Origin of the sequence: Sphingomonas sp. DBB INV C78, assembly GCF_042693015.1 — a bacterium.
In the GTDB taxonomy this organism is placed as follows: Bacteria; Pseudomonadota; Alphaproteobacteria; order Sphingomonadales; family Sphingomonadaceae; genus Sphingomonas_E.
The window spans coordinates 4,120,037-4,145,934 of record NZ_CP170544.1; the positions used below are offsets into that span (position 1 = coordinate 4,120,037).

General features: G+C 65.5%; 25 protein-coding genes. 9 read left to right on the plus strand and 16 right to left on the minus strand.

Going from position 1 to position 25,898, the window contains the following annotated elements:
• Position 1 precedes the first annotated feature (1 nt).
• The 8 genes from rnk to hisB form a co-directional block, all read right to left on the minus strand.
• A complete protein-coding gene (gene rnk, locus ACFB49_RS19565) occupies positions 2-397 on the minus strand; it encodes a nucleoside diphosphate kinase regulator (protein WP_380873009.1) in 396 nt (131 codons plus the stop codon).
• A 280-nt stretch (positions 398-677) separates the two neighbouring features.
• Positions 678-2,240, minus strand: a complete 1,563-nt coding sequence (locus ACFB49_RS19570) for an amino acid permease (RefSeq protein WP_380873011.1) — start codon at positions 2,238-2,240, stop codon at positions 678-680.
• A 98-nt stretch (positions 2,241-2,338) separates the two neighbouring features.
• Positions 2,339-2,719, minus strand: a complete 381-nt coding sequence (locus tag ACFB49_RS19575) for a histidine triad nucleotide-binding protein (protein ID WP_380873013.1) — start codon at positions 2,717-2,719, stop codon at positions 2,339-2,341.
• Positions 2,720-2,728: 9 nt separating this feature from the next.
• Positions 2,729-3,049, minus strand: a complete 321-nt coding sequence (locus tag ACFB49_RS19580; protein ID WP_380873015.1) for a phosphoribosyl-ATP diphosphatase — start codon at positions 3,047-3,049, stop codon at positions 2,729-2,731.
• Between the two features lie 35 nt (positions 3,050-3,084).
• Complete coding sequence (hisF, locus tag ACFB49_RS19585) at positions 3,085-3,846, minus strand: imidazole glycerol phosphate synthase subunit HisF (protein WP_380873017.1); 762 nt, start codon at positions 3,844-3,846, stop codon at positions 3,085-3,087.
• The gene (gene hisA / locus ACFB49_RS19590) at positions 3,843-4,577 is read right to left on the minus strand and encodes a 1-(5-phosphoribosyl)-5-[(5-phosphoribosylamino)methylideneamino]imidazole-4-carboxamide isomerase (RefSeq protein WP_380873019.1); all 735 of its coding nucleotides are present in this window, start codon (positions 4,575-4,577) and stop codon (positions 3,843-3,845) included. Before hisA ends, hisF begins: the two co-directional genes overlap by 4 nt.
• Entirely contained in the window at positions 4,577-5,197 is a 621-nt protein-coding gene (gene hisH / locus ACFB49_RS19595; RefSeq protein WP_380873020.1) for an imidazole glycerol phosphate synthase subunit HisH, read from the minus strand. The genes hisA and hisH overlap by 1 nt, the downstream gene beginning before the upstream one ends.
• Positions 5,190-5,789 (minus strand): imidazoleglycerol-phosphate dehydratase HisB, encoded by a 600-nt coding sequence (gene hisB / locus ACFB49_RS19600; RefSeq protein WP_380873022.1) that lies wholly within the window; start codon positions 5,787-5,789, stop codon positions 5,190-5,192. The genes hisH and hisB overlap by 8 nt, the downstream gene beginning before the upstream one ends.
• A 79-nt stretch (positions 5,790-5,868) precedes the next feature.
• Between hisB and ACFB49_RS19605 the strand changes: the two genes are divergently transcribed.
• From ACFB49_RS19605 to ACFB49_RS19620, 4 genes are all read left to right on the plus strand, one after another.
• A complete protein-coding gene (locus ACFB49_RS19605; protein WP_380873024.1) occupies positions 5,869-6,351 on the plus strand; it encodes an SspB family protein in 483 nt (160 codons plus the stop codon).
• Positions 6,352-6,427: 76 nt separating this feature from the next.
• On the plus strand, positions 6,428-7,822 hold the full coding sequence (gene fumC, locus ACFB49_RS19610; RefSeq protein WP_380873026.1) for a class II fumarate hydratase: 1,395 nt from the start codon (positions 6,428-6,430) through the stop codon (positions 7,820-7,822).
• Between the two features lie 102 nt (positions 7,823-7,924).
• Positions 7,925-8,455 carry a nuclear transport factor 2 family protein gene (locus ACFB49_RS19615; RefSeq protein WP_380873028.1) on the plus strand — a complete coding sequence of 177 codons (531 nt, stop codon included), beginning with the start codon at positions 7,925-7,927 and terminating at the stop codon, positions 8,453-8,455.
• 53 nt (positions 8,456-8,508) lie between these two features.
• Positions 8,509-8,709 (plus strand): hypothetical protein, encoded by a 201-nt coding sequence (locus ACFB49_RS19620; RefSeq protein WP_380873030.1) that lies wholly within the window; start codon positions 8,509-8,511, stop codon positions 8,707-8,709.
• A gap of 3 nt (positions 8,710-8,712) precedes the next feature.
• On the opposite strand, the gene ACFB49_RS19625 is transcribed toward ACFB49_RS19620, so the two are convergent.
• Together ACFB49_RS19625 and ACFB49_RS19630 are read right to left on the minus strand one after the other, a co-directional pair.
• The gene (locus ACFB49_RS19625; protein ID WP_380873031.1) at positions 8,713-10,053 is read right to left on the minus strand and encodes a sensor histidine kinase; all 1,341 of its coding nucleotides are present in this window, start codon (positions 10,051-10,053) and stop codon (positions 8,713-8,715) included.
• On the minus strand, positions 10,043-11,443 hold the full coding sequence (locus ACFB49_RS19630; RefSeq protein ID WP_380873034.1) for a sigma-54-dependent transcriptional regulator: 1,401 nt from the start codon (positions 11,441-11,443) through the stop codon (positions 10,043-10,045). Before ACFB49_RS19630 ends, ACFB49_RS19625 begins: the two co-directional genes overlap by 11 nt.
• A gap of 237 nt (positions 11,444-11,680) precedes the next feature.
• On the opposite strand from ACFB49_RS19630, the gene ACFB49_RS19635 reads away from it, so the two are divergent.
• Genes ACFB49_RS19635 through ACFB49_RS19645 form a run of 3 tightly spaced genes read left to right on the plus strand, consistent with a single transcriptional unit; the run spans position 11,681 to position 16,223 of the window.
• On the plus strand, positions 11,681-13,009 hold the full coding sequence (locus ACFB49_RS19635) for an efflux RND transporter periplasmic adaptor subunit (protein WP_380873036.1): 1,329 nt from the start codon (positions 11,681-11,683) through the stop codon (positions 13,007-13,009).
• A 5-nt stretch (positions 13,010-13,014) separates the two neighbouring features.
• Positions 13,015-13,695: an ABC transporter ATP-binding protein gene (locus tag ACFB49_RS19640; protein ID WP_380873038.1), complete on the plus strand. Its 681-nt coding sequence runs from the start codon at positions 13,015-13,017 to the stop codon at positions 13,693-13,695.
• A 23-nt stretch (positions 13,696-13,718) separates the two neighbouring features.
• Positions 13,719-16,223, plus strand: coding sequence for an ABC transporter permease (locus ACFB49_RS19645; RefSeq protein ID WP_380873040.1), 2,505 nt, complete (start codon positions 13,719-13,721; stop codon positions 16,221-16,223).
• Positions 16,224-16,339: 116 nt separating this feature from the next.
• Here ACFB49_RS19645 and ACFB49_RS19650 read toward each other — a convergent pair whose 3' ends face one another.
• On the minus strand, positions 16,340-17,311 hold the full coding sequence (locus tag ACFB49_RS19650) for an alpha/beta hydrolase (protein WP_380873042.1): 972 nt from the start codon (positions 17,309-17,311) through the stop codon (positions 16,340-16,342).
• A gap of 210 nt (positions 17,312-17,521) precedes the next feature.
• Between ACFB49_RS19650 and ACFB49_RS19655 the strand changes: the two genes are divergently transcribed.
• On the plus strand, positions 17,522-18,187 hold the full coding sequence (locus tag ACFB49_RS19655; protein WP_380873044.1) for a DUF4893 domain-containing protein: 666 nt from the start codon (positions 17,522-17,524) through the stop codon (positions 18,185-18,187).
• A gap of 3 nt (positions 18,188-18,190) precedes the next feature.
• On the opposite strand, the gene ACFB49_RS19660 is transcribed toward ACFB49_RS19655, so the two are convergent.
• The gene (locus ACFB49_RS19660) at positions 18,191-19,285 is read right to left on the minus strand and encodes a PotD/PotF family extracellular solute-binding protein (protein WP_380873046.1); all 1,095 of its coding nucleotides are present in this window, start codon (positions 19,283-19,285) and stop codon (positions 18,191-18,193) included.
• An 89-nt stretch (positions 19,286-19,374) separates the two neighbouring features.
• On the opposite strand from ACFB49_RS19660, the gene ACFB49_RS19665 reads away from it, so the two are divergent.
• Positions 19,375-20,673 carry an NAD(P)/FAD-dependent oxidoreductase gene (locus ACFB49_RS19665; RefSeq protein WP_380873048.1) on the plus strand — a complete coding sequence of 433 codons (1,299 nt, stop codon included), beginning with the start codon at positions 19,375-19,377 and terminating at the stop codon, positions 20,671-20,673.
• Here the strand turns inward: ACFB49_RS19665 and ACFB49_RS19670 are convergent.
• The 4 genes from ACFB49_RS19670 to ACFB49_RS19685 all read right to left on the minus strand — a co-directional run bounded on the left by ACFB49_RS19670 (position 20,670) and on the right by ACFB49_RS19685 (position 25,809).
• Positions 20,670-21,980: an aspartate aminotransferase family protein gene (locus tag ACFB49_RS19670; protein WP_380873051.1), complete on the minus strand. Its 1,311-nt coding sequence runs from the start codon at positions 21,978-21,980 to the stop codon at positions 20,670-20,672. The two genes, ACFB49_RS19665 and ACFB49_RS19670, sit on opposite strands and share 4 nt — an antisense overlap.
• A gap of 129 nt (positions 21,981-22,109) precedes the next feature.
• Positions 22,110-23,459 (minus strand): glutamine synthetase family protein, encoded by a 1,350-nt coding sequence (locus tag ACFB49_RS19675; protein ID WP_380873054.1) that lies wholly within the window; start codon positions 23,457-23,459, stop codon positions 22,110-22,112.
• Between the two features lie 173 nt (positions 23,460-23,632).
• Positions 23,633-25,048, minus strand: coding sequence for an aminotransferase (locus ACFB49_RS19680; protein ID WP_380873055.1), 1,416 nt, complete (start codon positions 25,046-25,048; stop codon positions 23,633-23,635).
• Complete coding sequence (locus ACFB49_RS19685) at positions 25,045-25,809, minus strand: gamma-glutamyl-gamma-aminobutyrate hydrolase family protein (protein ID WP_380873057.1); 765 nt, start codon at positions 25,807-25,809, stop codon at positions 25,045-25,047. Before ACFB49_RS19685 ends, ACFB49_RS19680 begins: the two co-directional genes overlap by 4 nt.
• Positions 25,810-25,898 lie beyond the last annotated feature (89 nt).

Below are 25,898 nucleotides of genomic sequence, written 5' to 3' on the forward strand. Positions count from 1 at the left end.
GTTACGCGCCCGGCGGCGTCACCCGCGTGATCCGCAGCCGCCGCTCATGCCCGTCGCGATCGGGCCAACGGATCGCCTGGCCCGCGCTGAGCCCGATCAGCCCGGCCCCGACCGGCGTCAGGATCGAGATCCGCCCCGCGGCGATATCGGCGTCGGCCGGCCACACGAGCGAGACGGTACGGACCGCTCCGCTCCCCTCGTCGACGAATTCGACGGTGCTCAGCATCGTTACGACATCGGCAGGCATGGCGTCCGCCGCATGGAGCTCGGCACGGTCGATCTCGGCGAGCAGCAGTTCCGCCACTTGCGGCAGGCGCGTTTCGACACTCATCGCCAGCGTGGCGAGTTTGTCGGCTTCCGCGTCGATCATACGGATCGGGGGCTTTTCATCGGTCATGGCAGTCTCGCAAAGCAAGGTCTCGCCCGCCATTCCGGCCGAGCGACCACCTAAAATCTGGATGGATGGAATATTCGCCCCGGACCCGGCCGGGCGCGTGCTCACCCAGGCCCGGGGCTAGAAGCCCGCGAGAAGCTGTCCTGCCTGATGGCGGCAATAATGCCAGAGTGTCGATCGACCGATCATGCTCCGACTTTGCGGGCGGCCCTGCCCCGAGTCAAAGCAAAAGGCCCGCCCCGGCATCCCGGAACGGGCCTTTGGTTCAGGAATCGAGAGGCGCTCAGGCGTTGAACGGCTTCTCCACCTCATGCGGCGGCAACGGCGCATCGGCGTCGGTCTCATGGACCTCGACCAGCCCACGCCCGACATGGCTCGCGCGATAGCCATAAGCGAAATAAAGCAGCAGGCCGACGCCGCCCCACACCGGCAGCACCATCTGCGCTTCGAACGGCAGGCTCAGATAAAGGCCCACGCAGCCGATCACCGTCGCGGGCGCCACCAGCCACAAGGCCGGCGTGCGGAACGGACGATGACGATTGGGCTCGCGACGCCGCAGCACGACGACGCAGACGGCAACCGCCAGAAACGCCGCCAGCGTGCCGGCATTGGCGATGTCGGCGAGCTTTCCGACCGGCAGGAAGGCGGCCGCGAGCGTCACGCCGATGCCGGTGATCGCGGTGATGATGTGCGGCGTCTTCCACTTCGGGTGAACGGTCGACAATTTCTCCGGCAGCAGGCCATCGCGCGACATCACGAAGAACATGCGCGTCTGGCCATAGATCATGACCAGAATGACCGAAGGCAGCGCCAGGAAGGCAGCGAGGCCGATCAAATTGCCGAAATTGAGATAGCCGATCTCGCGCAGCACATGGGCCAGCGCTTCCTTGGAGCAGGACAGCGGCTCGTGGCCGAGGGCGGAAAGTTCGGTGCAGCGCGCCGAAAGCCCGGCCGAACCCGGCGCCAGCCACTCGCCCATCGCGCTCATCACCGGCTGCGAGCCGAGCGGCGAACCGATCGCGCCGGCCGCGACCAGCATGTAGAAGATGGTGCAGATCGCGAGCGATCCGATCAGGCCGATCGGCACGTTGCGCTGCGGATTCTTGGTTTCCTCGGCCGCAGTCGAAACCGCGTCGAAGCCGACATAAGCGAAGAAGATCGAGGCCGCCGCGCCGATCACGCCGGCACCATTATTGCCGGCCCAACCCATCGGCGTGAACGGCTCGAAATTCTCCATCTTCATCACCGGAAGGGCGAGGACGATGAAGACGGTCAGCGCCGTCACCTTGATCGCGACGAGGACGGCATTGACCCGCGCGCTCTCGGTCGTACCACGGATCAGCAGGCCGGTGATAAGGAGCGCGATGAATACCGCCGGCAGATTGATGATCCCGCCACCGAACGGCCCGGCGATCAGCTCCGGCGGCAATTCGATACCGAACCAGCCGCGCAACTGCCCAACGAAATAGCCTGACCAGCCGACGGAGACCGCCGATGCGGCCACGGCATATTCCAGCACCAGCGCCCAGCCGACCAGCCAGGCGAGCATTTCGCCCATCACGGCATAGCTGTAGGTATAGGCCGATCCCGAAACCGGCAGCATCGATGCCAGTTCCGAATAGCAGAGCGCGGCCACCGCGCAGACCGCGCCGGCAATGACGAAGCTGATCATCATGCCCGGCCCAGCCTTCTGGGCCGCTTCCGACGTCAGCACGAAGATACCGGTGCCGATGATGGCGCCGACACCGAGCAAGGTAAGTTGAATGGCACCGAGCGAGCGGTGCAGCGATTTCTTCTCTGCGGTTCGCAGAATGGCGTCGAGTGATTTGACGCGCCCGAATATCATGAGGTGTTCCCCGGCGAGCGGAGCATGGCCACTTCGGCGGCCAGGTCCGGAAATAATGTTGGCGGGAGCCTAAAGGCTAATCTTCACCGCGCAACAGATTATGTTCTGGCGAGCATCGGCCCCAGCGGTCGGCCGGCGAAGATATGGACGTGGAGGTGCGGCACCTCCTGATGGCTGTTGATGCCAGCATTGGCCAGCAGCCGATAACCCGGCGCGACCAACTCCGCCTCCCGCGCGACATGGCCCACAGCGCGAACGAAACCCGCGATTTCTGCATCTTGTGCCCGCGCGGAAAAATCATCCCACGAAACATAAGCGCCCTTGGGGATCACCAGGATATGGGTGGGCGCCTGCGGATTGATGTCGTGGAAGGCGAGCGCGAATTCATCCTCATAGACACGGCTGGCCGGTATCTCCCCGCGTAATATCTTCGCAAAGATGTTGGTGTCGTCATAAGGTTGGGTCGCGTCGATAGGCATAAGGCTTCCTCAATCCTGGGGGCGTGCCGCCTTTTCGGCGATCCCTGAAACACCCTCGCGCCGATCAAGCTCGGCGAACACGTCGGCCAGTTCCACATCCATGTCCGCCAGCAGCACGGTCAGGTGGAAAAGCAGGTCAGCCGATTCCTTGACGAGCTCCTCGCGGTCCCCGGCCATTGCCGCGATCACCGCTTCGACGGCCTCCTCGCCCAGTTTCTGCGCGATCTTCGGCCGGCCCTTGGCGAACAATTTGGCGACATAGGATGCGGAGGCGTCACCGCCCTTGCGCGATCGGATGGTCTGTTCGAGGCGGGTCAGCGTATCGGCCATGATCTTTCCTGCCGCTTCTGGCCCGCTGCCGTCAATCAGGCGCGGACGGGCAGGCCGGCGGCGCGGAGCGCGGCGCGGGCCTCGGCAATCGAATGCTGGCCGAAATGGAAGATGGAAGCCGCCAGCACGGCGCTGGCATGGCCTTCCTTCACCCCGGCGACGAGGTGATCGAGATTGCCCACGCCACCGCTGGCGATCACCGGCACGCGCACCCTGTCGGCGATCGCGCGGGTGAGCGTCAGATCATAGCCATCGCGCGTGCCGTCGCGATCCATCGAGGTAAGCAGCAATTCGCCGGCGCCGAGCTCGGCCAGGCGCACGGCATGGGCAACCGCATCGATACCGGTCGGCTTGCGGCCGCCATGGGTGAAGATTTCCCATTTGCCCGGCGCGACACTCCGGGCATCGACCGCGCCGACCACGCATTGCGCGCCGAAACGCTCGGCAAGATCCGCCACCAGTTCGGGCCGCGCCACCGCGGCGGAATTGATTGCAACCTTGTCCGCACCGGCGAGAAGCAGCGCCCGGGCATCCTCGACCGTCCGGACGCCGCCGCCGACAGTGAGCGGCATGAAACACACCGCAGCCGTCCGTGCGACCACGTCGAGGATCGTCCCACGCCCCTCATGCGTGGCAGTGATGTCGAGGAAGCAAAGCTCGTCGGCGCCCGCCGCATCATAGATGCGCGCCTGTTCCACCGGATCGCCCGCATCCGCCAGATCGACGAAGTTGACGCCCTTCACCACGCGGCCACCGGCCACGTCAAGGCAGGGGATGATCCGCGTGCGGACCGTCATCGGCCCCGCGCCACGTGCAGCGCCGCGGCGAGGCTCAGCGCCCCGTCATACAGCGCGCGGCCGGTGATAACGCCCTCGATCCCCTCGCTCGCATGGCGTGCAAGATCGAGGATGTCGCCCAGATCCTTCACCCCGCCGCTCGCGATCACCGGGATATTGGTGTTGCGGGCGAGGTGGATGGTCGCTTCGACATTGCAGCCCTTGAGCAGCCCGTCGCGGCCGACATCCGTGAACAGCAGGGCCGCCACGCCCGCATCGGCGAAACGATCCGCAAGCTCGATGACGGGGACGTTGGACACATCCGCCCAGCCATGCGTCGCGACCAGCCCGTCGCGCGCATCGACGCCAACGACGATGCGCCCCGGCAGATCGCGCGCCGCCGCCTTCACGAAATCGGGATCGTCGAGCGCGGCCGAACCGATGACGACGCGATCCACGCCAAGCCCCAGCCAGCGATCGACCGCCGCGCGGTTGCGGATGCCGCCGCCGACCTGCACCTTGCCGGGGAAGGCGCGGATGATCGCTTCCACCGCCCCGGCATTCACCGCCTTGCCCGCAAACGCGCCGTCGAGATCGACGACATGCAGGTGATCGGCCCCCTCGTCCGCGAACTTGCGCGCCTGTTCGGCCGGGTCATTGCCGTAGATGGTGGCGCGATCCATGTCGCCCTCCGCCAGGCGGACGACCTGCCCGTCCTTGAGGTCGATAGCGGGAAAGACGATCAGCGACATCAGGGCTTCCAGGCAAGAAAACGGGACAGGAAGGCGAGGCCATAGGCCTGGCTCTTTTCCGGGTGGAATTGCACGCCAAGGATCGTGTCGCGGGCCACCGCCGCGGTGACCGGGCCGCCATGGTCGGTGGTGGCCGCCAGATGCGCCTCATCGGCGACGTCGAAGGCGAAGCTGTGGAGATAATAGGCCTCGCCCGGCTCGATCAGACCGCAGCGCCCGGTCGGGCGGACGTCGTTCCAGCCCATATGCGGCACCTTGAGCGCGGGATCGGCCGGGTTCAGCACGCTAACCGTGCCGCCGATCCAGCCGAGGCCGGGATGGCGGCCATGTTCCTCGCCGGCGTCCGCCAGCAACTGCATGCCCACGCAGACGCCCAGGAACGGCCGGCCACGCCCGCGCACGGCTTCGTCCATCGCGGCGATCATGCCGTCGATCGCGGATAGCGCGCCCATACAGGCCGCGAAGGCGCCCACGCCCGGAAGCACGATCCGGTCGGCCTCGCGCACCACGGCCGGATCAGCGGTGACGGCCACGGCTTCCGCGCCGGCGGCCCGCAGCGCGTTTTCGACCGATTTCAGATTGCCCGCACCATAATCGACGAGCGCGATGCGCTCAGGCATGGCCGCCTAATGTCCCCTTGGTGGAGGGCACCGAATCGGCCTTGCGCGGGTCGATCTCGACCGCGATCCTGAGCGCTCGCGCCAGCGCCTTATAGCTGCTTTCGACGATATGATGGTTGTTGCGGCCGTAAAGCGTCTCGACATGCAGCGTGATGCCCGCCGCCTGCGCGAAGCTGTGGAACCAGTGTTCGAACAGCTCGGCGTCCATCTCGCCCAGCCGCGGCTGGCTGAATTCGGAGCGCCAGACCAGATAGGGCCGGCCCGAAATGTCGATCGCGACGCGCGTCAGCGTCTCATCCATCGGCGCATAGGCCGTGCCGTAACGGGTGATGCCCTTGCGGTCGCCCAGCGCCTTGGTCAGCGCCTCGCCGATCGCGATCGCGCTGTCCTCGGTCGTGTGGTGCTGGTCGATATGCAAATCGCCCTTCACCTGGACCTTCAGGTCGATCAGCGAATGCCGCGAAAGCTGCTCGACCATATGATCGAGGAAACCGATTCCGGTCGACACCTCATAGCTGCCGGTCCCGTCGAGATTGAGCTCGACAAGGATCTCGGTTTCGCTGGTCGTCCGCTGGATAGTGGCCGTGCGCATGGCGGTCGCTATAGCGTCGTCGATCATCGACGCAACGAGACTATTGACCCTGAATGGCACAATGTTCACGAAGGAAGGCATGAGCGAGACACCGCCCGACAGCCTGATTCCCTATGACGAGATCGTCCAGGATGCCCTCCGTGCCGTCGTCGGCCGGGTGCTGGGCGAGGTCCAAGCCAATGGCGGATTGCCCGGCCAGCACCATTTTTACATTACTTTCAAGACAGGTGCGCCGGGCGTCGACATCCCGCAGCACCTTATCGAACGCTTCCCGGATGAGATGACGATCATCATCCAACACCGTTTCTGGGATCTGAAGGTCCGCCCCGATGCGTTCGAGGTCGGTCTCTCCTTCAACCAGGTGCCCGCGAAACTGGTGATTCCTTTTGCGGCGGTGACCGGATTCGTCGATCCGGCCGTCAATTTCGCGCTCCAGTTCCAGGCCCAGGTCGAGGATGAGGAGCCGCAGGAGACGGCGCCCGCCGGCAATGACGCGCCGATCGCCGAGCCGATCGAGGACGGTTCGAACGTCGTCTCGGTGGATTTCACCCGCAAGAAATAAGCGATTCGCACCAGCCACGCTGGAATCTGCCTCCGTCCCACGCCATTTCACGCAAATGGAGCCGACGGAGAATCGCATGTCTGATACCCGCACCGAAACTGACAGCATCGGCCCGATCCATGTTCCGGCCGATGCGTATTGGGGCGCGCAGACCCAGCGATCGATCGAGAATTTCCCGTTCGACGCGACCGAACGGATGCCGATCGGCATCGTCCATGCGCTCGCGATCGTGAAACAGGCTGCCGCGCGGGTGAATCGCGCCCATGGCCTCGCGCCCGAGCTTGCCGACGCGATCGAAACCGCCGCCGCAGAGGTCGTCGCCGGCAGCCATGACGACCAGTTCCCGCTCGTCATTTGGCAGACCGGCTCCGGCACCCAGAGCAATATGAACGTCAACGAGGTGATCGCCGGCCGCGCCAACGAGCTGCTGACGGGCAAGCGCGGCGGCAAATCGCCGGTTCACCCCAATGACCATGTGAATATGGGGCAGTCGTCCAACGACAGCTTCCCGACCGCGCTCCACATCGCCGCCGCCCGCGCCGCCGAAGCGCACCTGTTCCCGGCAATCGACCGCCTCTTCACCGTGCTGGATACCAAGGCGAATGCCTGGGCCGATATCGTCAAGATCGGCCGCACCCATCTGCAGGACGCGACCCCGCTCACGCTCGGCCAGGAATTTTCAGGCTATGCCCACCAGGTCTACCGCTGTCGCAAGCGGATCGAGCCCGCGGTGATGCACGGCATGACCGCGCTGGCGCAGGGCGGCACCGCGGTCGGCACCGGCCTCAATGCGCCGGCCGGTTTCGATCAGGAGATTGCGCGGGAGATCGCCGCTCTCACCGACCTCCCTTTCCGCCCGGCAGAAAACAAGTTCGAGGCGCTCGCCTCCAACGATCCGCTGGTTCACCTCTCCGGCACGCTCAACACGCTCGCCGTCGCGCTCACCAAGATCGCCAACGACATCCGCCTGCTCGGCTCCGGCCCCCGCTCGGGGCTTGGCGAGCTTGATCTGCCGGCGAACGAACCCGGCAGCTCGATCATGCCCGGCAAGGTCAACCCGACCCAGTGCGAGATGCTGACGATGGTGGCCGCCCAGGTGATCGGCAACCATCAGGCCATCACGGTGGGCGGCCTGCAGGGCCATCTCGAACTCAACGTCTTCAAGCCGCTGATCGGTGCCAATATTCTCCGCTCGATCCATCTGCTCAGTGTCGGGATGGAGAGTTTCGCAGAACGCTGCATCGAAGGGCTGGAGCCCAATCGCGCCCGCATCGCCGACCTGGTCGAACGCTCGCTGATGCTGGTGACGGCGCTCGCCCCCGAGATTGGCTATGACAATGCTGCGAAGATCGCCAAGCACGCCCATACGCAAGGGCTGACGCTCCGCCAGGCCGGTCTTGCGCTCGGCCTGGTCGACGAAGCCACCTTCGACCGGCTGGTTCGGCCGGAGGAGATGATCGGCCATCCATAGCCGTAAAGTGACGCGCTTTCGCAGGGCGGCCATCGGCTGCGCCGCCACCGTTGCGTCGTCCGCCGGGGAGGATTAGCCCGGCGGGACAAGCAGGAGAGCATCATGGCCTATACGCTGCAGCAGCTTTCGGATTTCGAGGACATCCGCACCCTCAAGCACCGCTATTTCCGCGGCATAGACACCGCCGACATCGGCCTGCTGTCGGATATGTTCACCGACGATATCGAGGTCGAATATCGCGGCGGCGGCTATAAGGTGAAGCTCCAGGGCCGAGAGAACCTGCTCGAATTCCTCGCCAATTCCTTCCACTCGGACGCCGCCGCGCTCCATCAGGGCCATCAGCCGGAAATCACGCTGACCGGCGATGATACGGCGGAGGGCGTCTGGTATCTGGAGGATATCTTCGTCGATCTGCGCGATCGCACCCGCACCGAGGGCACGGCCATCTATCGCGACCAATATCGCCGCGTCGACGGCAAATGGAAGCTCGCCAAGACCGAATATGATCGGGTGATCGAGTTCGTCGACAAGCTCCCCGCCGATGTCGAGATCAAGTCCCACCTGCTCGGCCGCACCGGCCTGAAGGCCAAGGACCGCACCGATATTTCGCGCATGATCTCTTGGGCTGCCTGACGCGGAACCGAAACCACCGTTCGCGCGCTTTGGCAGGCAGGTCAGGAGGATATATGATCGGCAAGCTTATCGGTGCCCTTGTCGGGCGGGAGATTGATCGGCGCGACGGCCGCGGCGGCTTCAAGGGTGCTGTGCTCGGCGCCGCGACGGCCGGCGGCCTGCGCCGGCTCGGGCCACTCGGCCTTGCGCTCGGCGGCGCCTATGTCGCGAAGAAAATGATCGATCGGCGGCGGGCGGCAGCGCCGAAACCCTAACCGCTAGACGACGATCTCGAACCTCGCCCCGCCCTCACTCGGCGGGGCGAGCGTTATCGAGCCACCATGCGCGACGACGATCCGCCGGGCGAGGCTGAGCCCCACGCCCGTGCCCGCGGGCTTGGTGGTGAAGAAGGGCAGGAACACATCCTCGCGAAAGCCAGCGGCGACCCCCGGTCCATTATCGCTGATGGCGATGATCGTCCGCCCGCCGGGCAGCGGCTCCATCTCCAGCCGCACCTCTGGCTGATCGGCATGGCCGGCCGCCGCCTCGGCGCCATTCTTGACCATGTTGATCGCCACCTGCGCCAGCAGGTCGGGATCGGCATCGAGCAACAAGTCGTCCGGCGCGACTTGGATGGCAAGACGCGCCGACTTGCCATGGTCGGACGCAGCAAACAGCCGGCCGATCTCGTCCGCCCAGGGTTTGCCGGCGAAACGCCGCACCGAAACCTCGGGCGTGCGGATGAACTGGCGATAGGTTTCCACGAAATGCATGATGCCGGCCGCGCGCCGCGCCAGCGTCTCCACCGCCGCCCGCGCATCACCGAGCGCGGGGTCGCTCCCGTCATCCACTTCCTTCATCAGTTCGGCCGCGCTCGATGCCAGCGAGGTGACGGGGGTCATCGAATTCATGATCTCGTGGGTGAGCACGCGCACCAGATCGGCCTGTGCGCCCAACTCCACGGCATTAAGCTCACCCTGAATCGGCTGGACCGAGACGAGCCGCATCCCCTGCCCCATTCGCGACACGCCCGCCGCGACCAGCATCGCCCGCTGCGCCGCGCCATCGAGCAGCATCGTCGTCAGCCGGCGTTGACCGGGCTGGAGCGCCTCGAGCGCGGCGACGAAGGTCGATCCGTGGATCGCGAAATCGTCACGGCGGACACCGGCAACGCGGCGGAACAGCTTGCGCGCCGCCTTGTTGGCCAGGTCGATGCGGCCCTCGGCGTCGATCGTCAGCAGCGCCACCGGCGATTCGTCGACCAGCGCCGCGGCGAAACGGCCCTCGTCGGCGATCGCCAGCCGCTCCTCGCGCAGCTTGCGCATCGCCTTGTCGAGCGTCGCGCCAAGCTCGTCGAAGCCGCTGCCCGAACCCGGCCGGCCAAACGCCTGCGCCAGATCGCCATGCAGCACGCTTTCGACGAAGCGGGACAGTTCCACATTGGTGCGGCGGATGTGGCGCCACAGGAAAATGATGGTGGCGACGCAGGCGAGGAAAGCCACCACCCGCACCGCGGCGAGATCGGGCTGGTTCAGCGCCCAGGTGAAGGCCAGCGTGGCAAGGCCCACCAGCGCCAGCCGCCAGGCGAGGCCGATCGCGAAGGCGCGCTCAAAGCCCATGCTTTTCCATCCGGCGATAGAGCGATCCGCGCGTCAGCCCCAGTTCGGAGGCAGCGGCGGAGATGTTATAGGCATGTTTCTTCAACGCGCGCTCGATCATCTGCCGTTCGGCCCGTTCGAGATTGAGATCCTGCATCGGCGGCGGTGCGGCTTCGGGCGACAGCCGGATCGGTGCGCCGGCAGTGCGCGGCAGCGGGAAATCGGCCATCACGAAATGCTCGCCATTGGCGAGCACCACCGCGCGTTCGGCGGCATGGCGCAGCGCGCGGACATTGCCCGGCCAGTCATAAGCGACGAGTTCCCCCAGCAGCTCGCCCGGCACCGCCCGCTCGGGCTTGCCATATTTGCGCGCATAGAAACGCAGGAAATGATCGAGCAGCAGGGGAATGTCCTCGCGCCGGCGGCGGAGCGGCGGCAGCTCGATCTCGACGGTGTTGAGGCGGAACAGCAGGTCCGGCCGGAACACGGTCTCATCGCCTAACCGCTCCGGCGCCATGTTGGTCGCGGCGACGATGCGGACGTCGATATCCACTGGCTTGTTGGAACCCACCGGCGTCACCCGTCTTTGTTCGAGCGCGGTGAGCAATTTGGGCTGCAGGTGGAGCGGCAGATTGCCCACCTCGTCCAGGAACAAAGTGCCGCCGTCGGCCGCCTGCATCCGCCCGACGCGATCGGCGCGGGCGTCGGTGAAGGCTCCCTTCACATGGCCGAACAGTTCCGAATCGAACAGATTGTCCGCGACCGCGCCCAGATCGACTGACAGCATGACGCCATCGGCACGGCGCGAACGGCGGTGAATCTCGCGCGCCACCAATTCCTTGCCTGTGCCATTCTCCCCCAGAATCAGCACATTCGCGTCGGTCGGCGCAGCGCGCTCGATCAGCGACAGGACATGCGCCATGGTAGGCGATTGGCCCAGCAACGGGGTTTCCCCGGCTGCCGGCGCGGCGATCGCGGCCGCCTTCGCTTTCTCCACCCCGGTTTCGCGGCGCGACGCCCGCAGCGCCGCGGCGGTCCGCACCGTCGCCAGCAGCCGTTCATTGGCCCAGGGCTTGGTGACGAAATCGGTCGCACCCTGCTTCATCGCGTTGACCGCGACCTGCACACCGCCATGCGCGGTGATGAGGACGATCACCGCCTGGGGGTCGACCGCCAGCATCTTGCCCAGCCAGCGGAAACCTTCCGCGCCGTCGGTGGCGCCGCGGGCGAAATTGGCATCGAGCAGGATCACGTCGGGCGATCGGCTGGCGATCATCGCCACCGCGTCCTCGGGCGAGGTCGTCGTCACCACCTCGGCGAAGATCTGGCGCAGCAACAGCCGCGCGGCGAGGAGGATATCCTCGTCATCGTCCACCACCAGACACAGATCATAAGGCTTGTCGCCGGCCATGCGCGCTCCCCATTGCGGCCACCCCTTTTAGGAGCTGTCCGGTTCCGGACAATCAATTTGCGTGCCAGCCGGGAAAGCCCGGCATTCCGCCATTTCGGGAGGGTCGACGCGGATCTGTGTCCGCGATCGGACACCGGGACTGTCCGGTTCCGGACAATCAACGCCGGGCGGCTTCGGGCCGAAACCCCGGAAATCCGGCAATTTCTGCTGTGGCACGCCGCTTGCTTTGTTTCGGCCATGTCTGTTGTTACCCTCAAATCGAACGATCCCGCGTCGCCCGATGCGCCCCATTCCGGCGGCGGCATGGACCGCGTGGTCGAAAAGAAGCGTCTGCCGGCCAGGCTCAAGCTCGGCATCGCGGCCGGCGTCGGGCTGGCCGGGCTCGGCGGCTTCTGGATGCTGGCGCCTTCGGGCGACAGCCAGACCGTCGCCGCCTCGCGCCTCGCGATCGGCGAGGTGCGCCAGGGCGTGTTCGAGGATTTCCTGCCGCTGCGCGCCCGCGTCACCCCGCTCGTCACCGTTTATCTCGATGCGGTCGAAGGCGGCCGGGTCGAGAAAGTGCTGGTCGAGGACGGCGCCACCGTCGCCAAGGGGCAGTTGCTCGCCGAGCTTTCCAACGCCGATCTCCAGCTTTCCGTGCTGGCCCGCCAGACCGAGGTGGCCGAACAGCTCAACAATATGCGCAGCCAGGAACTGGCGCTCTCGCGCACCCGCCTCGACAATCAGCGCGCGATCATCGAATCCGACGCCGCCGCCGCCAAGGCCCGCCGGCAATATGAGCGCGAGGCTGCGCTGACCGAGAAAGGCTGGGTCGCCAAGAAGACCTTCGCCGACACGGCCGAGGATTATCGCTTCCAGCAGCGTCGCGCCGCCGTGCTGCGCACCGCCCAGGCCACCGACGAGCGGCTCCAGTCGCAGCAACTCGCCCAGCTCCGCAAGTCGGCGGAATCGTTGCAGGCGAGCTTCGGCATCGCCACCGCCAATCTCGAATCGCTCAACCTGCGCGCGCCGGTCGCGGGGCAGCTCACCGCTTTTTCGATCCAGATCGGCCAGTCGATGCAGCAGGGCGAACGGCTCGGCCAGATCGACAGCCCGGGCCGCAACAAGCTCGCCGCCGGCGTCGACGAATATTATCTCGGCCGCGTCCAGCCCGGCCAGGCGGCGACGCTCGAACATGGCGGCAAGCCCTATCGGCTCAAGGTCGCGAAAATCTATCCGCAGGTCCGCGACGGCCAGTTCGAGGTCGATCTGATATTCGTCGGGCCCGAACCCGCGGGCATCCAGCGCGGGCAGACCCTGCAGGCCAAGCTGACGCTCAGCGATCCCGCGCCTGCACGCATCCTGCCCAACGGCGCCTTCTACAACGATAGCGGCGGCGCCTGGGTGTTTGTCGTCGCTCCCAATGGCAAGAGCGCGGAGAAGCGCACCGTCCGCCTCGGTCGCCGCAATGCCGATTTCATCGAGGTACTCGACGGGCTCGAACCCGGCGAGCGCGTCATCACCTCCCCCTATACGGGCCTCACCGACAAGGCGCGGCTCGATCTCGACCTCTCGGACAAGGACTGAAGCCGATGCTGAGCCTGCGCAACCTTTCCCGCACCTACCGCACCGACACCGTCGAGACGACGGCGCTTGACGCGATCGACCTCGACATTCTCGACGGCGAATTCGTCGCGATCATGGGGCCGTCGGGCTGCGGCAAATCGACCCTGCTCAACATCCTCGGCATGCTCGACAGCCCGACCGCGGGTTCCTACCGTTTCCGCGATCAGGAAGTGGCCGGCCTCTCCGAACCGCAGCTGGCCGACGTCCGCAAGCGCAACATCGGCTTCATCTTCCAGAGCTTTAACCTGGTGGACGAGCTGAGCGTCCGCGAGAATGTTGAGCTCGCTCTGCTCTATCACGGCATCCCCGCGGCCGAACGCCGCAAGCGCGTCGATCTCGTCATGGATCGCGTCGGCATTGCCCACCGCGCTGACCATCGCCCTAGCCAGCTTTCGGGCGGCCAGCAGCAGCGCGTCGCCGTCGCCCGCGCCGTCGTCGGCAAGCCGGCGCTGGTGCTGGCGGACGAGCCCACCGGCAATCTCGACACGCAGCATGGCGAAGAGGTGATGCACATGCTGCAGGCGCTAAACCGCGACGGCACAACCATTGTCATGGTCACCCACTCGCCGTCCCATGCCGATTATGCCAGCCGCGTCGTCAACATGCTCGACGGCCGCGTGCTCGTCGAACGGCGCCGCGCCGCCTGATATCGGGGGAGAGGATCAAGGCCATGTGGCGCAACTATCTCACCGTCGGCATCCGCTCGCTGGCGAAGAACCGCGCCTATGCGCTCATCAACATTCTCGGTCTCGCCATCGGCATGGCGGCGTGCATCCTCATCCTGCTCTTCGTCCGCTACGAATTCACCTACGACCAGTTCCTCGGCAATGCCGATAACACCTATGAGCTGCAGTCCTTCTACACGTCTAAGGAGACGGGCCAGCAGTTCAACATCCAGATGACCGCCTATGTGGCGGGCACGATGCTCAAGAAGGATTTTCCGCAGGTCGAAAAGACCGTCTTCGCGCTGAGCGGCAGTCCGGTCGTCATGAAGGACGGCCAGGCGACGGCGGCCAACGACATATTGCTGGTCGACGGCCCCTTCTTCGACATCGTCCGCTTCCCCTTCGCCACCGGCAATCCCGCAACCGCTTTGTCGGAAGCGGGCACGGTCGTCCTTACCGAGGCCGAGGCGATGAAACGCTACGGCACCACCAATGTGGTCGGCCAGACGATGACGATGATCACCCGCGGCAAGACCATGGATTTCCGCATCACCGGCATCGTCAAGGATCCGCCCAAGAACAGCAGCTTCCACCTGACGATCATCGCCCGCATCGATTTCACCAGCTATTTCGCCGAGCAGCCCGAGTTCATGGAAGAATGGGGCTGGCAATCGGGCTGGGTGTTCGCCCAGCTCAAGCCCGGCACCGACGTGCAGACGCTGCAGTCCCAATTCCCCGCCTGGGAAAAGCGCAACATCGCCGACGAGGATGTCGAAGGCATCCGTTACAATGCCGGTGACGAGCAGGACTGGCGCCTGGTCAATGTGCGCGACATCCATCTCGGCGAAGCGCAGGGCGCATCGATGACGCCGGGCAATGACAAGCGCACGGTCTATACCTTCGCGGTGATCGCGCTGCTGATCCTCGGCATGGCGTGCGTCAACTTCACCAACCTCGCCACCGCGCGCGCCAGCCAGCGCGCCCGCGAAGTGGCGCTGCGCAAGGTGCTCGGCGCCAACCGCCGCCAGCTCATCGGCCAGTTCGTCGGCGAATCGATCCTCGTCGCCGCAATCGCGATGCTGGTCGCTCTCGCCATTGCCGAGTTGCTGCTGCCGCTCTTCGCCAACTTCCTTGATGCCAGGCTGCAGCTCCATTATTTCGGCAGCGATGGCGTGTTGCTGCCGATCCTCCTGCTGGTTCTGATCGTCGGCGTCGCGGGCGGCCTCTATCCGGCCCTCGTCCTTTCCCGCTTCCAGCCGGCACGCGTGCTCAAGGCCAATCGCTCGGCGGCGGATACCGAAGGGTCCGCGCGGCTGCGCAGTATCCTCGTCGTCGGCCAGTTCGCCGTGTCGATTGGGCTGATCATCTGCACGGCGATCATCTACACGCAGACGATGTATGCGCAGAGCGTCGACCCCGGCTATCGCCGCGACGGCATCTTGCAGGTCGATAATTTCGGCCGCCGCCAGATCGAGACCCGCAAGCAGACGATCAAGGACGAGATCGCCCGCGTCGAAGGCGTGACGATGGTCGCCGGCACCGGCATGGGGGTCAACACGCGCAACAACAGCAACCGCGGTTTCCAGGTGCCGGGGCGCAAGGATGCCGTGAACATCGGCACTTATAGCACCGATCCGGAATGGGTGGACGCTATGGGCATCCGCATGCTCGCCGGCCGCAAGCTCGATCGCAACCGCCCAGCCGACGACGCCACCGTGCCCTTCCCCGAAGATCCGGTGGTAGAACAGGCGCTGGCCCGGCGTGGCGTCAACATGGTCATCAACGCGCTGGCGGCCAAGCGGCTCGGCTTCGCCAGCCCGGCGGATGCGGTGGGCAAGACCGTCCGCACCAGCATGGTCGACAGCGAGAAATACGGCCTCACGCCGGTGACGATCGTCGGCGTGATGGACGATTCCCGCTTCCGTTCGATCCGCACGCCGATCGATCCGATCATGATCACCCGCAACGACAATAATTATGACGTGCTGGTGGTTCGCTACAACGGCGATCCCAAGGTGGTGCGCGAACGGATCGAGCGCGCGTGGAAGAAGATCGCGCCCGACGCACCGTTCGAGGCGGAGTTCAGCGAGGATATCGTCCGCGAGCTTTATTCGAAGGAAGCCGCCCGCGCGCAGATGTTCGCCGCCTTCGCCGTGCTCGCGGTGGTCGTCGGCTGCCTCGGCTTGTTCGGGCTCGCCACCTTCACTGCCGAACGCCGGACCAAGGAAATCGGTATCCGCAAGGTGCTGGGCGCCCGGACGCGGGACATCGTCCAGTTGCTCGTGTGGCAGTTCAGCCGGCCGGTGCTGATCGCCAATCTGATCGCCTGGCCGATCGCCTGGTGGGTGATGCGGGATTGGCTGAACGGCTTCGACAGCCGCATCGCGCTCGGGCCGACGCCCTTCCTGCTCGCCGGCCTGCTCGCGCTGCTGATCGCGGTCGGCACGATCGGCAGCCACGCCTTCCGCGTCGCCCGGGCGAACCCGGTCCACGCGCTCCGGTACGAATAGGCCCCTTACCTGTTCGTCGCGCCGCCCTGTCCGCTTGACCGCGGGCAGGGCGGTCGCGTTTCCACTTCCCGTTCCCTTATTGCGTTACCCCAGCGAGAATGGGTGGCGCGTGTGGGTTACCGCAGCGTCTCCAGAAACTTCAGCATCAGCCCCGTCACCGCCTCCGGCTGCTCCATCTGAACCAGATGACCCGCCCCCGGCAGCATCTCGACCGCGCGGACGTCTCCATGGTGGAGCTTGATGGCGCCCAGCGGATCGTCGCCATGGAAGCCTTCCAGGTCGACGTCATTCTCGGTGCCGATGAAGAAATAAGGCGCCTGGGTCTTCACCCCCTCGAACGCCCGGCGCTGTTGCCAGCGCAGGTCCATCGCCCGATACCAGTTGAGCCCGCCAGTGAAGCCGGACCGGCTATATTCGGACACATAATATTCCATGTCGCATTCGCTCATCCACGCCCAGGGCAGCGGCGGCGGATCGGGCAAGGCCGTGCGATAAGCCGTCCCCGGCGGGTAGTTCCACATGTCGAGCAGATGGTGCGCGCCGCTCAGCCCCCATAGCACCGCCTTCAGGAAATCGCGCGGGTCGGCATCGAGCGCGGCATCGGCCACGCCCGGCTGATCGACGAAATAATGGATGTGGGAGAAGTGTTTGGCCGCCATGTCGGCCGCTTCCTTCAGCGGCGACAGTTCGGGCAGGTGGGGCGTATGGGGATTCTGCAGGCCGATGATCCCGGCAACGCGATCCGGGTGGCGGACGGCGAGATCGTAGATCGCGAACACCCCGAAATCGAGCCCCGCGAACACCGCTTTCTCTTCGTCCAGATGATCGAGCAGGCCGATCAGGTCGCCGACGGTGTGGTCGCAATCGTAAAGCGCGGGGTCGGCCGGCGCTTCCGTCTGGCCCATGCCGCGCAGGTCGGGCGCGACCACCCGCCAGCCCGCGGCCGCAATCGCCGGTATCTGGTGCCGCCAGCTATACCAGAGGTGCGGAAAGCCATGGGCGAGGATGATCAGCGGCCCCTCCCCCTGCTCCACATAATGCATGCGGATTCCGTTGATCCGCGCGTGGCGGTGCATCCATTCGGCCATGTCCGGCTCCTCTCCGGCCGGCAACCTATCCTTCCGCTAATGGCCTGTCGCCCGGATCGGTGACGGCAATGTCCCTTTGGCGAAACTTCGTTCTCTCCGCGAAATTACTGCCAAAATCGGTTATGGCTGCTCAATGGCTGTCGGTTTGTTAGGAAATTGTTAATACTTCGGCCCCAGCTTCTAGTTGGGTTGATCGCGACGGAGCGTATCATGACGTCGAAGATCCTGTGCCTTGTGGCGCTTTTGCTTGTTTCCGGTTGCACGACAGCGCAGCCGGTGGATCGTGCTGACGTCAAGGTGTCGGTCGAGCCCCCGCCGCAACCGCAACTGCCCGAGTGGCGGACGATCGCGAAGAAAGAGGATCAGTCGGCGATCGACGCGCTGGGCGCCCGCTGGGCCTCCGCGCTGGCCGCCGTCAAGGCGTGGCGGAAGCCCGCGGTCACCGCCGAAGGCAAACTCCTCGAAGCCGACGCCGCTTTGGTCCGCCCCCTGCCCCCGCCCGGCCGTTACCGCTGCCGCACCTTGCGTTTTACCGGCACCCAGGGCGGTTTCCAGTCCTTCCAGCCCTGGTTCTGCTTCGTCGAGGAGGAAGGCGATCTCACGATCCTTACCAAGGCGACCGGCAGCGATCGTCCTCAGGGCCGGCTCTGGCCGGACGGGGAAAAACGGCTGATCTTCCTCGGCTCCACGCTCCGCGGCCCGGAAGGCCCCGCCCCGGCCTATGGCGACAGCCCGGATACCGACACCGCTGGCGTGTGCGAGCGGGTCGGCGATTTCCAGTGGCGGCTGGTGGTTCCGCGCGGCGGCAACGACCTCGACATCATCGAGCTCGTGCCCGATGTCGCGCCACCGTCGCCGCCGCCTTCCTGGCGCTAAACCTCAGCTCGCGCGGACGCGGGTGAACAATTCCTCATATTTCCGCGACAGATCCTCGCTCGAATATTGGGCATATTCGCTGTTGGCGAGGTTGGTGGGGAAGATCACCGGGTTATTCTTATAGGCATCGTCCATCAGCGCCTTGGCGGCGGCATTGGGCGTCGGGAACTGAATCGTCTTGGAAATCTCCGCTCCCGCCTTCGCGTCGAGCAGATAGTTGATGAACTCGTGCGCCAGATCCGGGTTGGGCGCGCCCTTCGGGATCGACAGGCAGTCGGACGAGATTTGGCTGCCCTCCTTGGGCACCACGAAATCGATATCCTTGTCCTCGCGCATCACCTGCGCGATGTCGCCATTATATTCGATGCAGATGTCGACGTCGCCAGCCAGCAGCAGATCCTGGCCATTGTCCTGGTGGAAGACGGCGACATTGGGCTTCTGCTTGATCAGCAGCTGTTCGACCTGCTTCAGCGAGGCGTCGTCGGCCGTATTCATCGGCTTGCCGAGATATTTCATCGCCAGCCGCACCATATCGCCCGCTTCGGACAGCAGGGCAATGCGCCCCTTATATTTGTCCGAATCGAACACCCACTTCCAGCTGTCCGGCACGCCGTCCATCTTCGACTTGCGATAGCCGATGCCCATCACCAGCCAGGTATAGGGCATGGAATGTTTGCGGCCGGGATCGAACTGCACGTCCTGGAATTCGGGCGCGACATTCTTGAAGTTCGGGATCTTCGCATGATCGAGCGGCATCAGCATGTCGGCCGCCACCATCCGCTGGACAAAATCGTTGGTCGGCACGATCACATCATAGCCCTGGTTGCCCGCGCGCAGCTTGGCGAACAGTTCGTCGTTCGTCGCGAACAGGCTCATATTGACGTCGATGCCGCTGGCGGCCTTGAAATCGGCCAGCGTGGTTTCGCCGATATAGGTGTCCCAATTGTAGAAATTGAGCGTCTTGGCCTTGGCGCCCGTCTCGCCGCCCTTGCCGCAGCCGGACAGCGAGGTGAAGCTGAGCCCCACCGCCGCGATACCCAGGCCAGCAAGAAACCCTCGGCGAGAAGGCGGCGGCACGATCGTCGGCAGGTCGGTCATCGAAGCCCCCTTCTGCTATGTCGAACTGAGGCTAAGATCACAGATGGCGGCCGTCAACGCCGCATTGCAACAAGCAAGGGACACGATCGATGCGGGGCGACGGTGAGGATCGGGATTATCCGCCGTCCTGGTATGCCGCGACGGCGATCCCGGGCCCTGTCGCAGCGCCGCTCGACGGCGATGCGCGCGCCGATATCTGCATCATCGGCGGTGGCTATACCGGGCTCGGCGCGGCGCTCCGGCTGGCGGAGGCCGGCTGGCAAGTCCGGCTGATCGAACAGGCACGGCTCGGCTGGGGCGCCTCAGGCCGCAATGGCGGCCAGGTCCATGTCGGCCAGCGCCGCGATCCCGAATGGCTGGAGCGCGTGCTTGGCCCCGACGATGCGATGCACGTCTGGCGGATCGCGATCGACGCGCGCGATCATCTCGATCGGCTGATAGAAACCCACGGCATCCCCTGCGATTTCACCCCCGGCCTGCTCCACGTCGATCACAAGCGCCGCTACGTCCCCCACAGCCGCGCCGCGGTGGAGCTGCTCCGCTCCCGCTATGATTATCCCCATGCCGAGTTCGTCACCGGCGAGGCGCTGTCCGAAATGCTCGGTGCCAAGGGCTATCATGGCGGGATGCTCGATCGGCGCGGCGGCCATCTTCATCCGCTGAACCTCGCACTTGGCATGGCCCACGCTGCCGCAGCAGCCGGCGCGCGTTTGCACGAACATACAGAAGGGACCGGCCTCACCCGCACCGCCGCCGGCTGGCAGGTGAAAACGGCACGCGGCACCATCACCGCCGACCGCATACTTCTCGCCGGCGACGGCTATCTCCGCGGCTTGTCACCCAAAACCGAAGCGCGGGTGATGCCGATCAACAATTATATCGCCGTCACCGAGCCGCTGGGCGCGGCCCGCGCCCAGTCGTTGATCCGCGACAATGTCGCAGTCTCCGATTCGCGCTTCGTCGTCTATTATTTCCGCCTGACCCCCGATCATCGCCTGCTGTTCGGCGGCGGCGAGAATTATCGCTGGCGCTTCCCCGCCGACATCCCCGCCTTCGTCCGCCCGCACATGCTCAAGGTCTTTCCCCAGCTTGCCGATGTTAAGCTCGACTATGGCTGGGGCGGCACCCTCGGCGTCACGCCCACGCGGATGCCCTTCGTTCGAGAGGTCGAACCCGGCCTCACCGCGATCGGCGGCTATTCGGGCCTCGGCGTCGTCCTCGCCCCCTATTTCGGCAAGCTGCTGGGCGATGCGCTGGCCGGCGGCAACAGCCCCGACTTCACCCGTCTCACCCGCATCCCCGTACCCCCCTTCCCCGGCGGCAAATGGCTGCGCTGGCCGACCTTGGTGGCCGCGATGTCGATGTTTGCGCTTCGCGATCGGCTCTAATCGACGACCGCCACCGCATCCCTGATCCGCGTCGCAATCTCGTCGATCTGCGCCGTCGATATGATCAGCGGCGGCGACAGCGCGATGATGTCGCCCGTCACCCGCACCAGCAGGCCATCATCGAAGCAGCGATGGAACACCGCCTTGCCCCGCGCGCCCGGCGCATCGGGGCGCGGTGCGAGTTCTATCCCCGCCACCAGCCCGATCGTGCGGATGTCGATCACATGCGGCGCATCGCGCAAGCCATGGATCGCGTCCGCCCAATAGTCGGCCAGCCCCGCCGCGCGCACGAACAGCCCTTCCTCGGCATAGGTTTCGAGCGTCGCGAGGCCGGCCGCCGCCGCCAGCGGGTGGCCTGAATAGGTGTAACCGTGGAACAGCTCGATCCCCGGCGCGGCATTGTCGACCACCGCGGCGTGGACATGGTTCGCCACTGCGACCGCCCCCATCGGCACCGCGCCGTTGGTGAGCCCCTTGGCCATGGTGATCATGTCGGGCGTGACGCCGAAGGCCTGCGCGGCAAAGGGCGCGCCGATCCGGCCGAAACCGGTGATCACCTCATCGAAGATCAGCAATATGCCATATTTCTTCGTGATCTCGCGCAACCGCTCAAGATAGCCCTTTGGCGGCGCCAGCACGCCCGTAGATCCCGCCACCGGCTCGACGATCACCGCCGCGATCGTCTCCGCGCCGTGCAGGTTGACGATGTCCTCCAGCGCGTCGGCCAGATGCGCGCCCCATTCGGGCTGCCCGCGGCTGAACCCCTGTTCGGCATGGTTATAGGTATGCGGCAGATGGTCGACACCGGGCAGGCTGAGGAAAGCGCGGCGGTTGTTGACGATGCCGCCCACCGAAACCCCGCCGAAATTGACGCCATGATAGGCCCGCGCGCGGCCGATCAGCCGGGTGCGGCTGCCCTGGCCGATGGCGCGCTGGTAGGCCAATGCGATCTTGAGCGCCGAATCCACCGCCTCCGACCCGGAATTGGCGAAGAACACATGGTCCATGCCATCGGGCGCGATCTCCGCCACCCGGCTCGCCAGCCGGAAGGCGAGCGGATGGGCAAGATTGAAGGTCGGCGCGAAATCGAGTTCCCCCGCGGTCTCGCGGATCGCCTCGACAATCTTGGGTCGCGTGTGGCCGGCATTGACGCACCACAACCCCGCCGTCCCGTCGAGGATCTGGCGCCCGTCGGGCGTCCAGTAATGCATGTCCTTCGCCCGCGCGAGCAGGCGGGGATCGGCCTTGTAGCCGCGATTGTCGGTGAAAGGCAGCCAGAAGGCGGCAAGGTCGTTGGGGTTGGTCATCTTCCTTCCTTCTCCCCTCCCTGCGTGCAGGGAGGGGCTGGGGGTGGGTGGGTGCGGCGGGCGAAGGTCTTGCGATCGAGGGCACCCACCCCTCAATCCCCTCCCTGATGCCAGGGAGGGGAAGCTGGCTCACACCTTCAACAGCAGATGGTCGCGCTCCCACGAACTGATCACGCCCTGATAGGCGGTGAGCTCGTCGGCCTTGATCAGCAGGAAGGCGCGGACGAACTTGTCGCCGAGCAGTTCGATCACCTCGGGGCATTCGGTGAAGCGGTCGAGCGCCTCGTCGAGATTGCGCGGCAAGGTGCGCAGGTGGAGATAGGCATTGCCCTCCACCATCGGCGCCGGATTGACCGCGTCACGCACGCCGATGAAACCACACACCAATGACGCCGCGAGCGCGAGATAGGGATTGGCGTCGGCCCCCGGCGTCCGATTCTCGATCCGCGTATTGGCGACGTCGGTGATCGGCACGCGCAGCCCGCAGCTTCGGTTGTCATAGCCCCATTGCAGGTTGATCGGCGCTGCATGGCCCGGCCGCATCCGGCGGAAGCTGTTGATATTGGGTGCAAACAGTGGAGCCACTTCGGGCAGATATTTCTGCAATCCCCCCACGAAATGGCGGAACACGTCGCTCAGGCCATCGGGCTTCTCGCCGAACAGGTTGCGTCCCGTCAGCTTGTCGTTGGCGGAGATATGGAGATGCATCGCGCTGCCCGGCTGATGCTCCATCGGCTTGGCCATGAAGGTCGCATAGACACCGTGCTTGAGGGCCACCTGGCGGACGATGCGCTTGAATACGATCACCTGGTCGCACAGGTGGATCGGCTCGCCATGGTTGAAGTTGATCTCGAGCTGCGCGGTCCCCGCCTCGTGGATCATCGTGTCGAGATGGAGCGAGGCGGCCTCGGCCTGCTCATAGATGTCCTCGATCAGATCCTCATATTCGGTGACGGCCTCCAGCCCATAAGGCTGCGGCGCGGTCTCGGCGCGGCCCGATCGCCCGGCCGGCGGCTCCAGCGGCAGATCGGGATCGGTGTTGACCTTGGTCAGGTAGAATTCCAGCTCGGGGGCGACCACCACCTCCCAGCCCATCTTGTCGTAAAGGCCGAGCACCTTCTTCAGCACATGACGCGGCGCGATCTCGAACGGGTCGCCATTCTTGTGATGCGCGTCGGCGAAGACGAAGGCGGTCGGCGTCTTGAACCCCGGCGCCACGCACAAGGATGCGGGGTCGGGGTGGAGCGACACGTCCGGGTCGCTGAAACTTTCCGCCTCGGACGGCTCATCGGCATATTCGCCGGTGACGGTGACGTTGAAGATGCTGCTCGGCATCCGGAGCGATCCGTTATGGACCGATTGCAGGAATTTCTGCGCCGGCCACACCTTGCCGCGGATGACGCCGTTCATATCGGGCACGAGGCATTCGACCTCGCTGATCCCGTTGGCCGCGATCCACTCGCGGAAGCTGGTACTCATAAAGTCACCTTATTTTCCCTTCCCTCACACTCTCCGTCCCGCCCGCCGTTCGTCCCGAACGAAGTGGAGGGCCGTGCCCCGAGCGATACGGCAACGTGTCTCGACGCAGCCTGTCCTCGGGTTCGGCGGAGCCGAAGTCCGGGGGCTCGACACGAACGGGGTTGGGGCGTCCATCACCCCAACGTCTCCACCTCCACATGGTCCGGCGCCGGCATCTTCGCGAGCGTCGGCCCCACCTCGTCGAGCGCGGCGTGGATGATCGCGACCATCCGGTCCACTTCCTCATGGGTGATGATGAAGGGCGGGCACATGACGATCGAATCGCGGATCGCCCGCACCATCAGCCCGCCGGCGATGCAGGCGTCGCGCACCACCGGGCCGGCCGCGCCTTCCTTGCCGGTGAAGCGCTGGTTGGTGCCTTTCTTCGCGACGATCTCGACCGCGCCCAGCAGCCCGCAGCTCCGCGTCTCGCCGACCAGCGGATGATCGTCGAGGCTCTTCAATGCCTTGGCGAAATAGGGGCCGATGTCGCGGGCGACGCGATCGACCAGCCCTTCGCGCTCGATTATCTCGAGGTTGCGGAGCGCCACCGCGGCCGCGACCGGATGGCCCGAATAGGTGTAGCCGTGGACGAAATCCTCGTCGCTTGCACGCAGCGTCTCGACGATCTCGTGGCTGACGCCGGTGGCGGAGATCGGCTGGTAGCCCGACGACAGCCCCTTCGCCATCGAGACGATGTCAGGCGTGTAGCCGAAGCGCTGGAAGCCGAACCATTTGCCCAGCCGCCCGAAGCCGGTGATCACCTCGTCGGAAACGAGCAGGATGCCATATTTGCGGCAGATCGCCTCCACCCGGCCCCAATAGCCGGGCGGCGGGATGATGACGCCGCCTGCGCCCTGCACCGGCTCGCCGATGAAGGCCGCGACCTTATCCGGCCCCACGCTCAGGATGCGCGCCTCGATCTCGGCTGCCGCACGCGCGCCAAAGGCTTCCGGGTCTTCGCCGAATCCCTCGCCGAAATGGTAGGGCTGCATGACATGCTCGACGCCGGGGATCGGCAGCCCCCCTTGCGCGTGCATATAGCTCATGCCCCCCAGGCTCGCGCCGGCGACGGTCGATCCATGATAGGCGTTGCGCCGGCTGATGAAGACCTGCCGTTCGGGCTGGCCCTTCAACGTCCAGTAATGGCGGACCAGCCGGAACACGGTGTCGTTCGATTCCGACCCGGACGAGTTGAAGAATACATGCTGCAACTCGCCGCCGAGCAGCCCGGCGATCTTGGTGGCCAACTCGACCGCCGGCACCGTCGCAGTGCGGAAGAAGCTGTTATAATAAGGCAGCTCCAGCATCTGCTCATAGGCGACCTTGGCCAGCTCCTCGCGGCCATAGCCGACATCGACGCACCACAGGCCCGCCATCCCGTCGAGGATGGCATGGCCCTCCCCGTCCCAGATTGTCGATCCTTCGGCCCGCGTGATGATCCGGCTGCCGCCCAAATCCTGGATCAGCTTGTAATTCGCCTGCGCGGGGAGGTGATGGGCCACGTCCTGCTTGCGCAGATTGGCAATGTCATAGTTGCGCACGGTCACGCGCCTTCCTTCGCCTGTTGGGCCGCGAACGCTTCGCCACGAAGCGTCCGGCCCATGATTCCGAAAAAGCCCTGGGAGGATGCGTCCCGATCGGTCTGCCATTCGGGATGCCATTGAACGGCGAGCACGGGGGTGCCGCCGGGACTGGCCGAGACCGCCTCGATCACGCCATCGGGCGCCGTCGCCTCAACAGACAGACCCGCGCCCAGCCTCTTCACGCCCTGGAAATGGACGGAGTTCACCTTGAGGCTGTCGCGTCCGAATGCGCGCGCCAGCACGCCATCTCGCGCGAGATTGACGTCATGACTGTGCGCGAACATCGCATCCAATGGCACGCCATCGGGCGAATGGTGGGAAAGCGCCCGGTCGGCATCGCCCAGCGCACGGTCCAGCGTGCCGCCGAAAGCGACATTGATCTCCTGGAAGCCGCGGCAGATGCCGAACACCGGCTTGCCCAGCTCGATCATCACCTCGATCAAAGCGAGGCTCATCTCGTCGCGGGCGGGATCGAACGGCCCCTTGCCATCGGCGTCGCCATAGCGTTCCGGGCCGACATTCGACGGACTCCCCGTCAGCAGCAGCCCGTCGATCCGCGTGGCTGCCTCGCGCGCCGACATCAGGTCGGGCCGGGCCGGGATGAGCAGCGCCGCCGCATCGGCATGGCGCATCGCCGCTTCCATATAGCGGTCGATCACCACCTGCGCCGATTCCTCGCCGAACGGCCGGTTGCAGGCGGTGATGCCGAGAAGGGGGCGGGTCACGGGAGCCTCCCCCTAAATCCTCCCCGGCACGGGGAGGGGGACCATCCGAAGGATGGTGGAGGGGGCGTTTCACAGGCAACGCGGTCACT

Bases quoted from the DNA above. Each gene is read 5' to 3' on its own strand.
- hisB (WP_380873022.1), bottom strand. From the start codon at position 5,789: ATGCGCACGGCCACTATCCAGCGGACGACCAGCGAAACCGAGATCCTT.
- ACFB49_RS19675 (WP_380873054.1), bottom strand. From the start codon at position 23,459: ATGAGTACCAGCTTCCGCGAGTGGATCGCGGCCAACGGGATCAGCGAG.
- hisF (WP_380873017.1), bottom strand. From the start codon at position 3,846: ATGACGGTCCGCACGCGGATCATCCCCTGCCTTGACGTGGCCGGTGGC.
- ACFB49_RS19650 (WP_380873042.1), bottom strand. From the start codon at position 17,311: ATGGCCGAATGGATGCACCGCCACGCGCGGATCAACGGAATCCGCATG.
- ACFB49_RS19620 (WP_380873030.1), top strand. From the start codon at position 8,509: ATGATCGGCAAGCTTATCGGTGCCCTTGTCGGGCGGGAGATTGATCGG.
- hisA (WP_380873019.1), bottom strand. From the start codon at position 4,577: ATGTCGCTGATCGTCTTTCCCGCTATCGACCTCAAGGACGGGCAGGTC.
- ACFB49_RS19640 (WP_380873038.1), top strand. From the start codon at position 13,015: ATGCTGAGCCTGCGCAACCTTTCCCGCACCTACCGCACCGACACCGTC.
- ACFB49_RS19660 (WP_380873046.1), bottom strand. From the start codon at position 19,285: ATGACCGACCTGCCGACGATCGTGCCGCCGCCTTCTCGCCGAGGGTTT.
- ACFB49_RS19580 (WP_380873015.1), bottom strand. From the start codon at position 3,049: ATGGCCGATACGCTGACCCGCCTCGAACAGACCATCCGATCGCGCAAG.
- ACFB49_RS19625 (WP_380873031.1), bottom strand. From the start codon at position 10,053: ATGGGCTTTGAGCGCGCCTTCGCGATCGGCCTCGCCTGGCGGCTGGCG.
- ACFB49_RS19670 (WP_380873051.1), bottom strand. From the start codon at position 21,980: ATGACCAACCCCAACGACCTTGCCGCCTTCTGGCTGCCTTTCACCGAC.
- hisH (WP_380873020.1), bottom strand. From the start codon at position 5,197: ATGCCTGAGCGCATCGCGCTCGTCGATTATGGTGCGGGCAATCTGAAA.
- rnk (WP_380873009.1), bottom strand. From the start codon at position 397: ATGACCGATGAAAAGCCCCCGATCCGTATGATCGACGCGGAAGCCGAC.
- ACFB49_RS19665 (WP_380873048.1), top strand. From the start codon at position 19,375: ATGCGGGGCGACGGTGAGGATCGGGATTATCCGCCGTCCTGGTATGCC.
- fumC (WP_380873026.1), top strand. From the start codon at position 6,428: ATGTCTGATACCCGCACCGAAACTGACAGCATCGGCCCGATCCATGTT.
- ACFB49_RS19570 (WP_380873011.1), bottom strand. From the start codon at position 2,240: ATGATATTCGGGCGCGTCAAATCACTCGACGCCATTCTGCGAACCGCA.
- ACFB49_RS19615 (WP_380873028.1), top strand. From the start codon at position 7,925: ATGGCCTATACGCTGCAGCAGCTTTCGGATTTCGAGGACATCCGCACC.
- ACFB49_RS19655 (WP_380873044.1), top strand. From the start codon at position 17,522: ATGACGTCGAAGATCCTGTGCCTTGTGGCGCTTTTGCTTGTTTCCGGT.
- ACFB49_RS19630 (WP_380873034.1), bottom strand. From the start codon at position 11,443: ATGGCCGGCGACAAGCCTTATGATCTGTGTCTGGTGGTGGACGATGAC.
- ACFB49_RS19605 (WP_380873024.1), top strand. From the start codon at position 5,869: ATGAGCGAGACACCGCCCGACAGCCTGATTCCCTATGACGAGATCGTC.
- ACFB49_RS19575 (WP_380873013.1), bottom strand. From the start codon at position 2,719: ATGCCTATCGACGCGACCCAACCTTATGACGACACCAACATCTTTGCG.
- ACFB49_RS19635 (WP_380873036.1), top strand. From the start codon at position 11,681: ATGTCTGTTGTTACCCTCAAATCGAACGATCCCGCGTCGCCCGATGCG.
- ACFB49_RS19645 (WP_380873040.1), top strand. From the start codon at position 13,719: ATGTGGCGCAACTATCTCACCGTCGGCATCCGCTCGCTGGCGAAGAAC.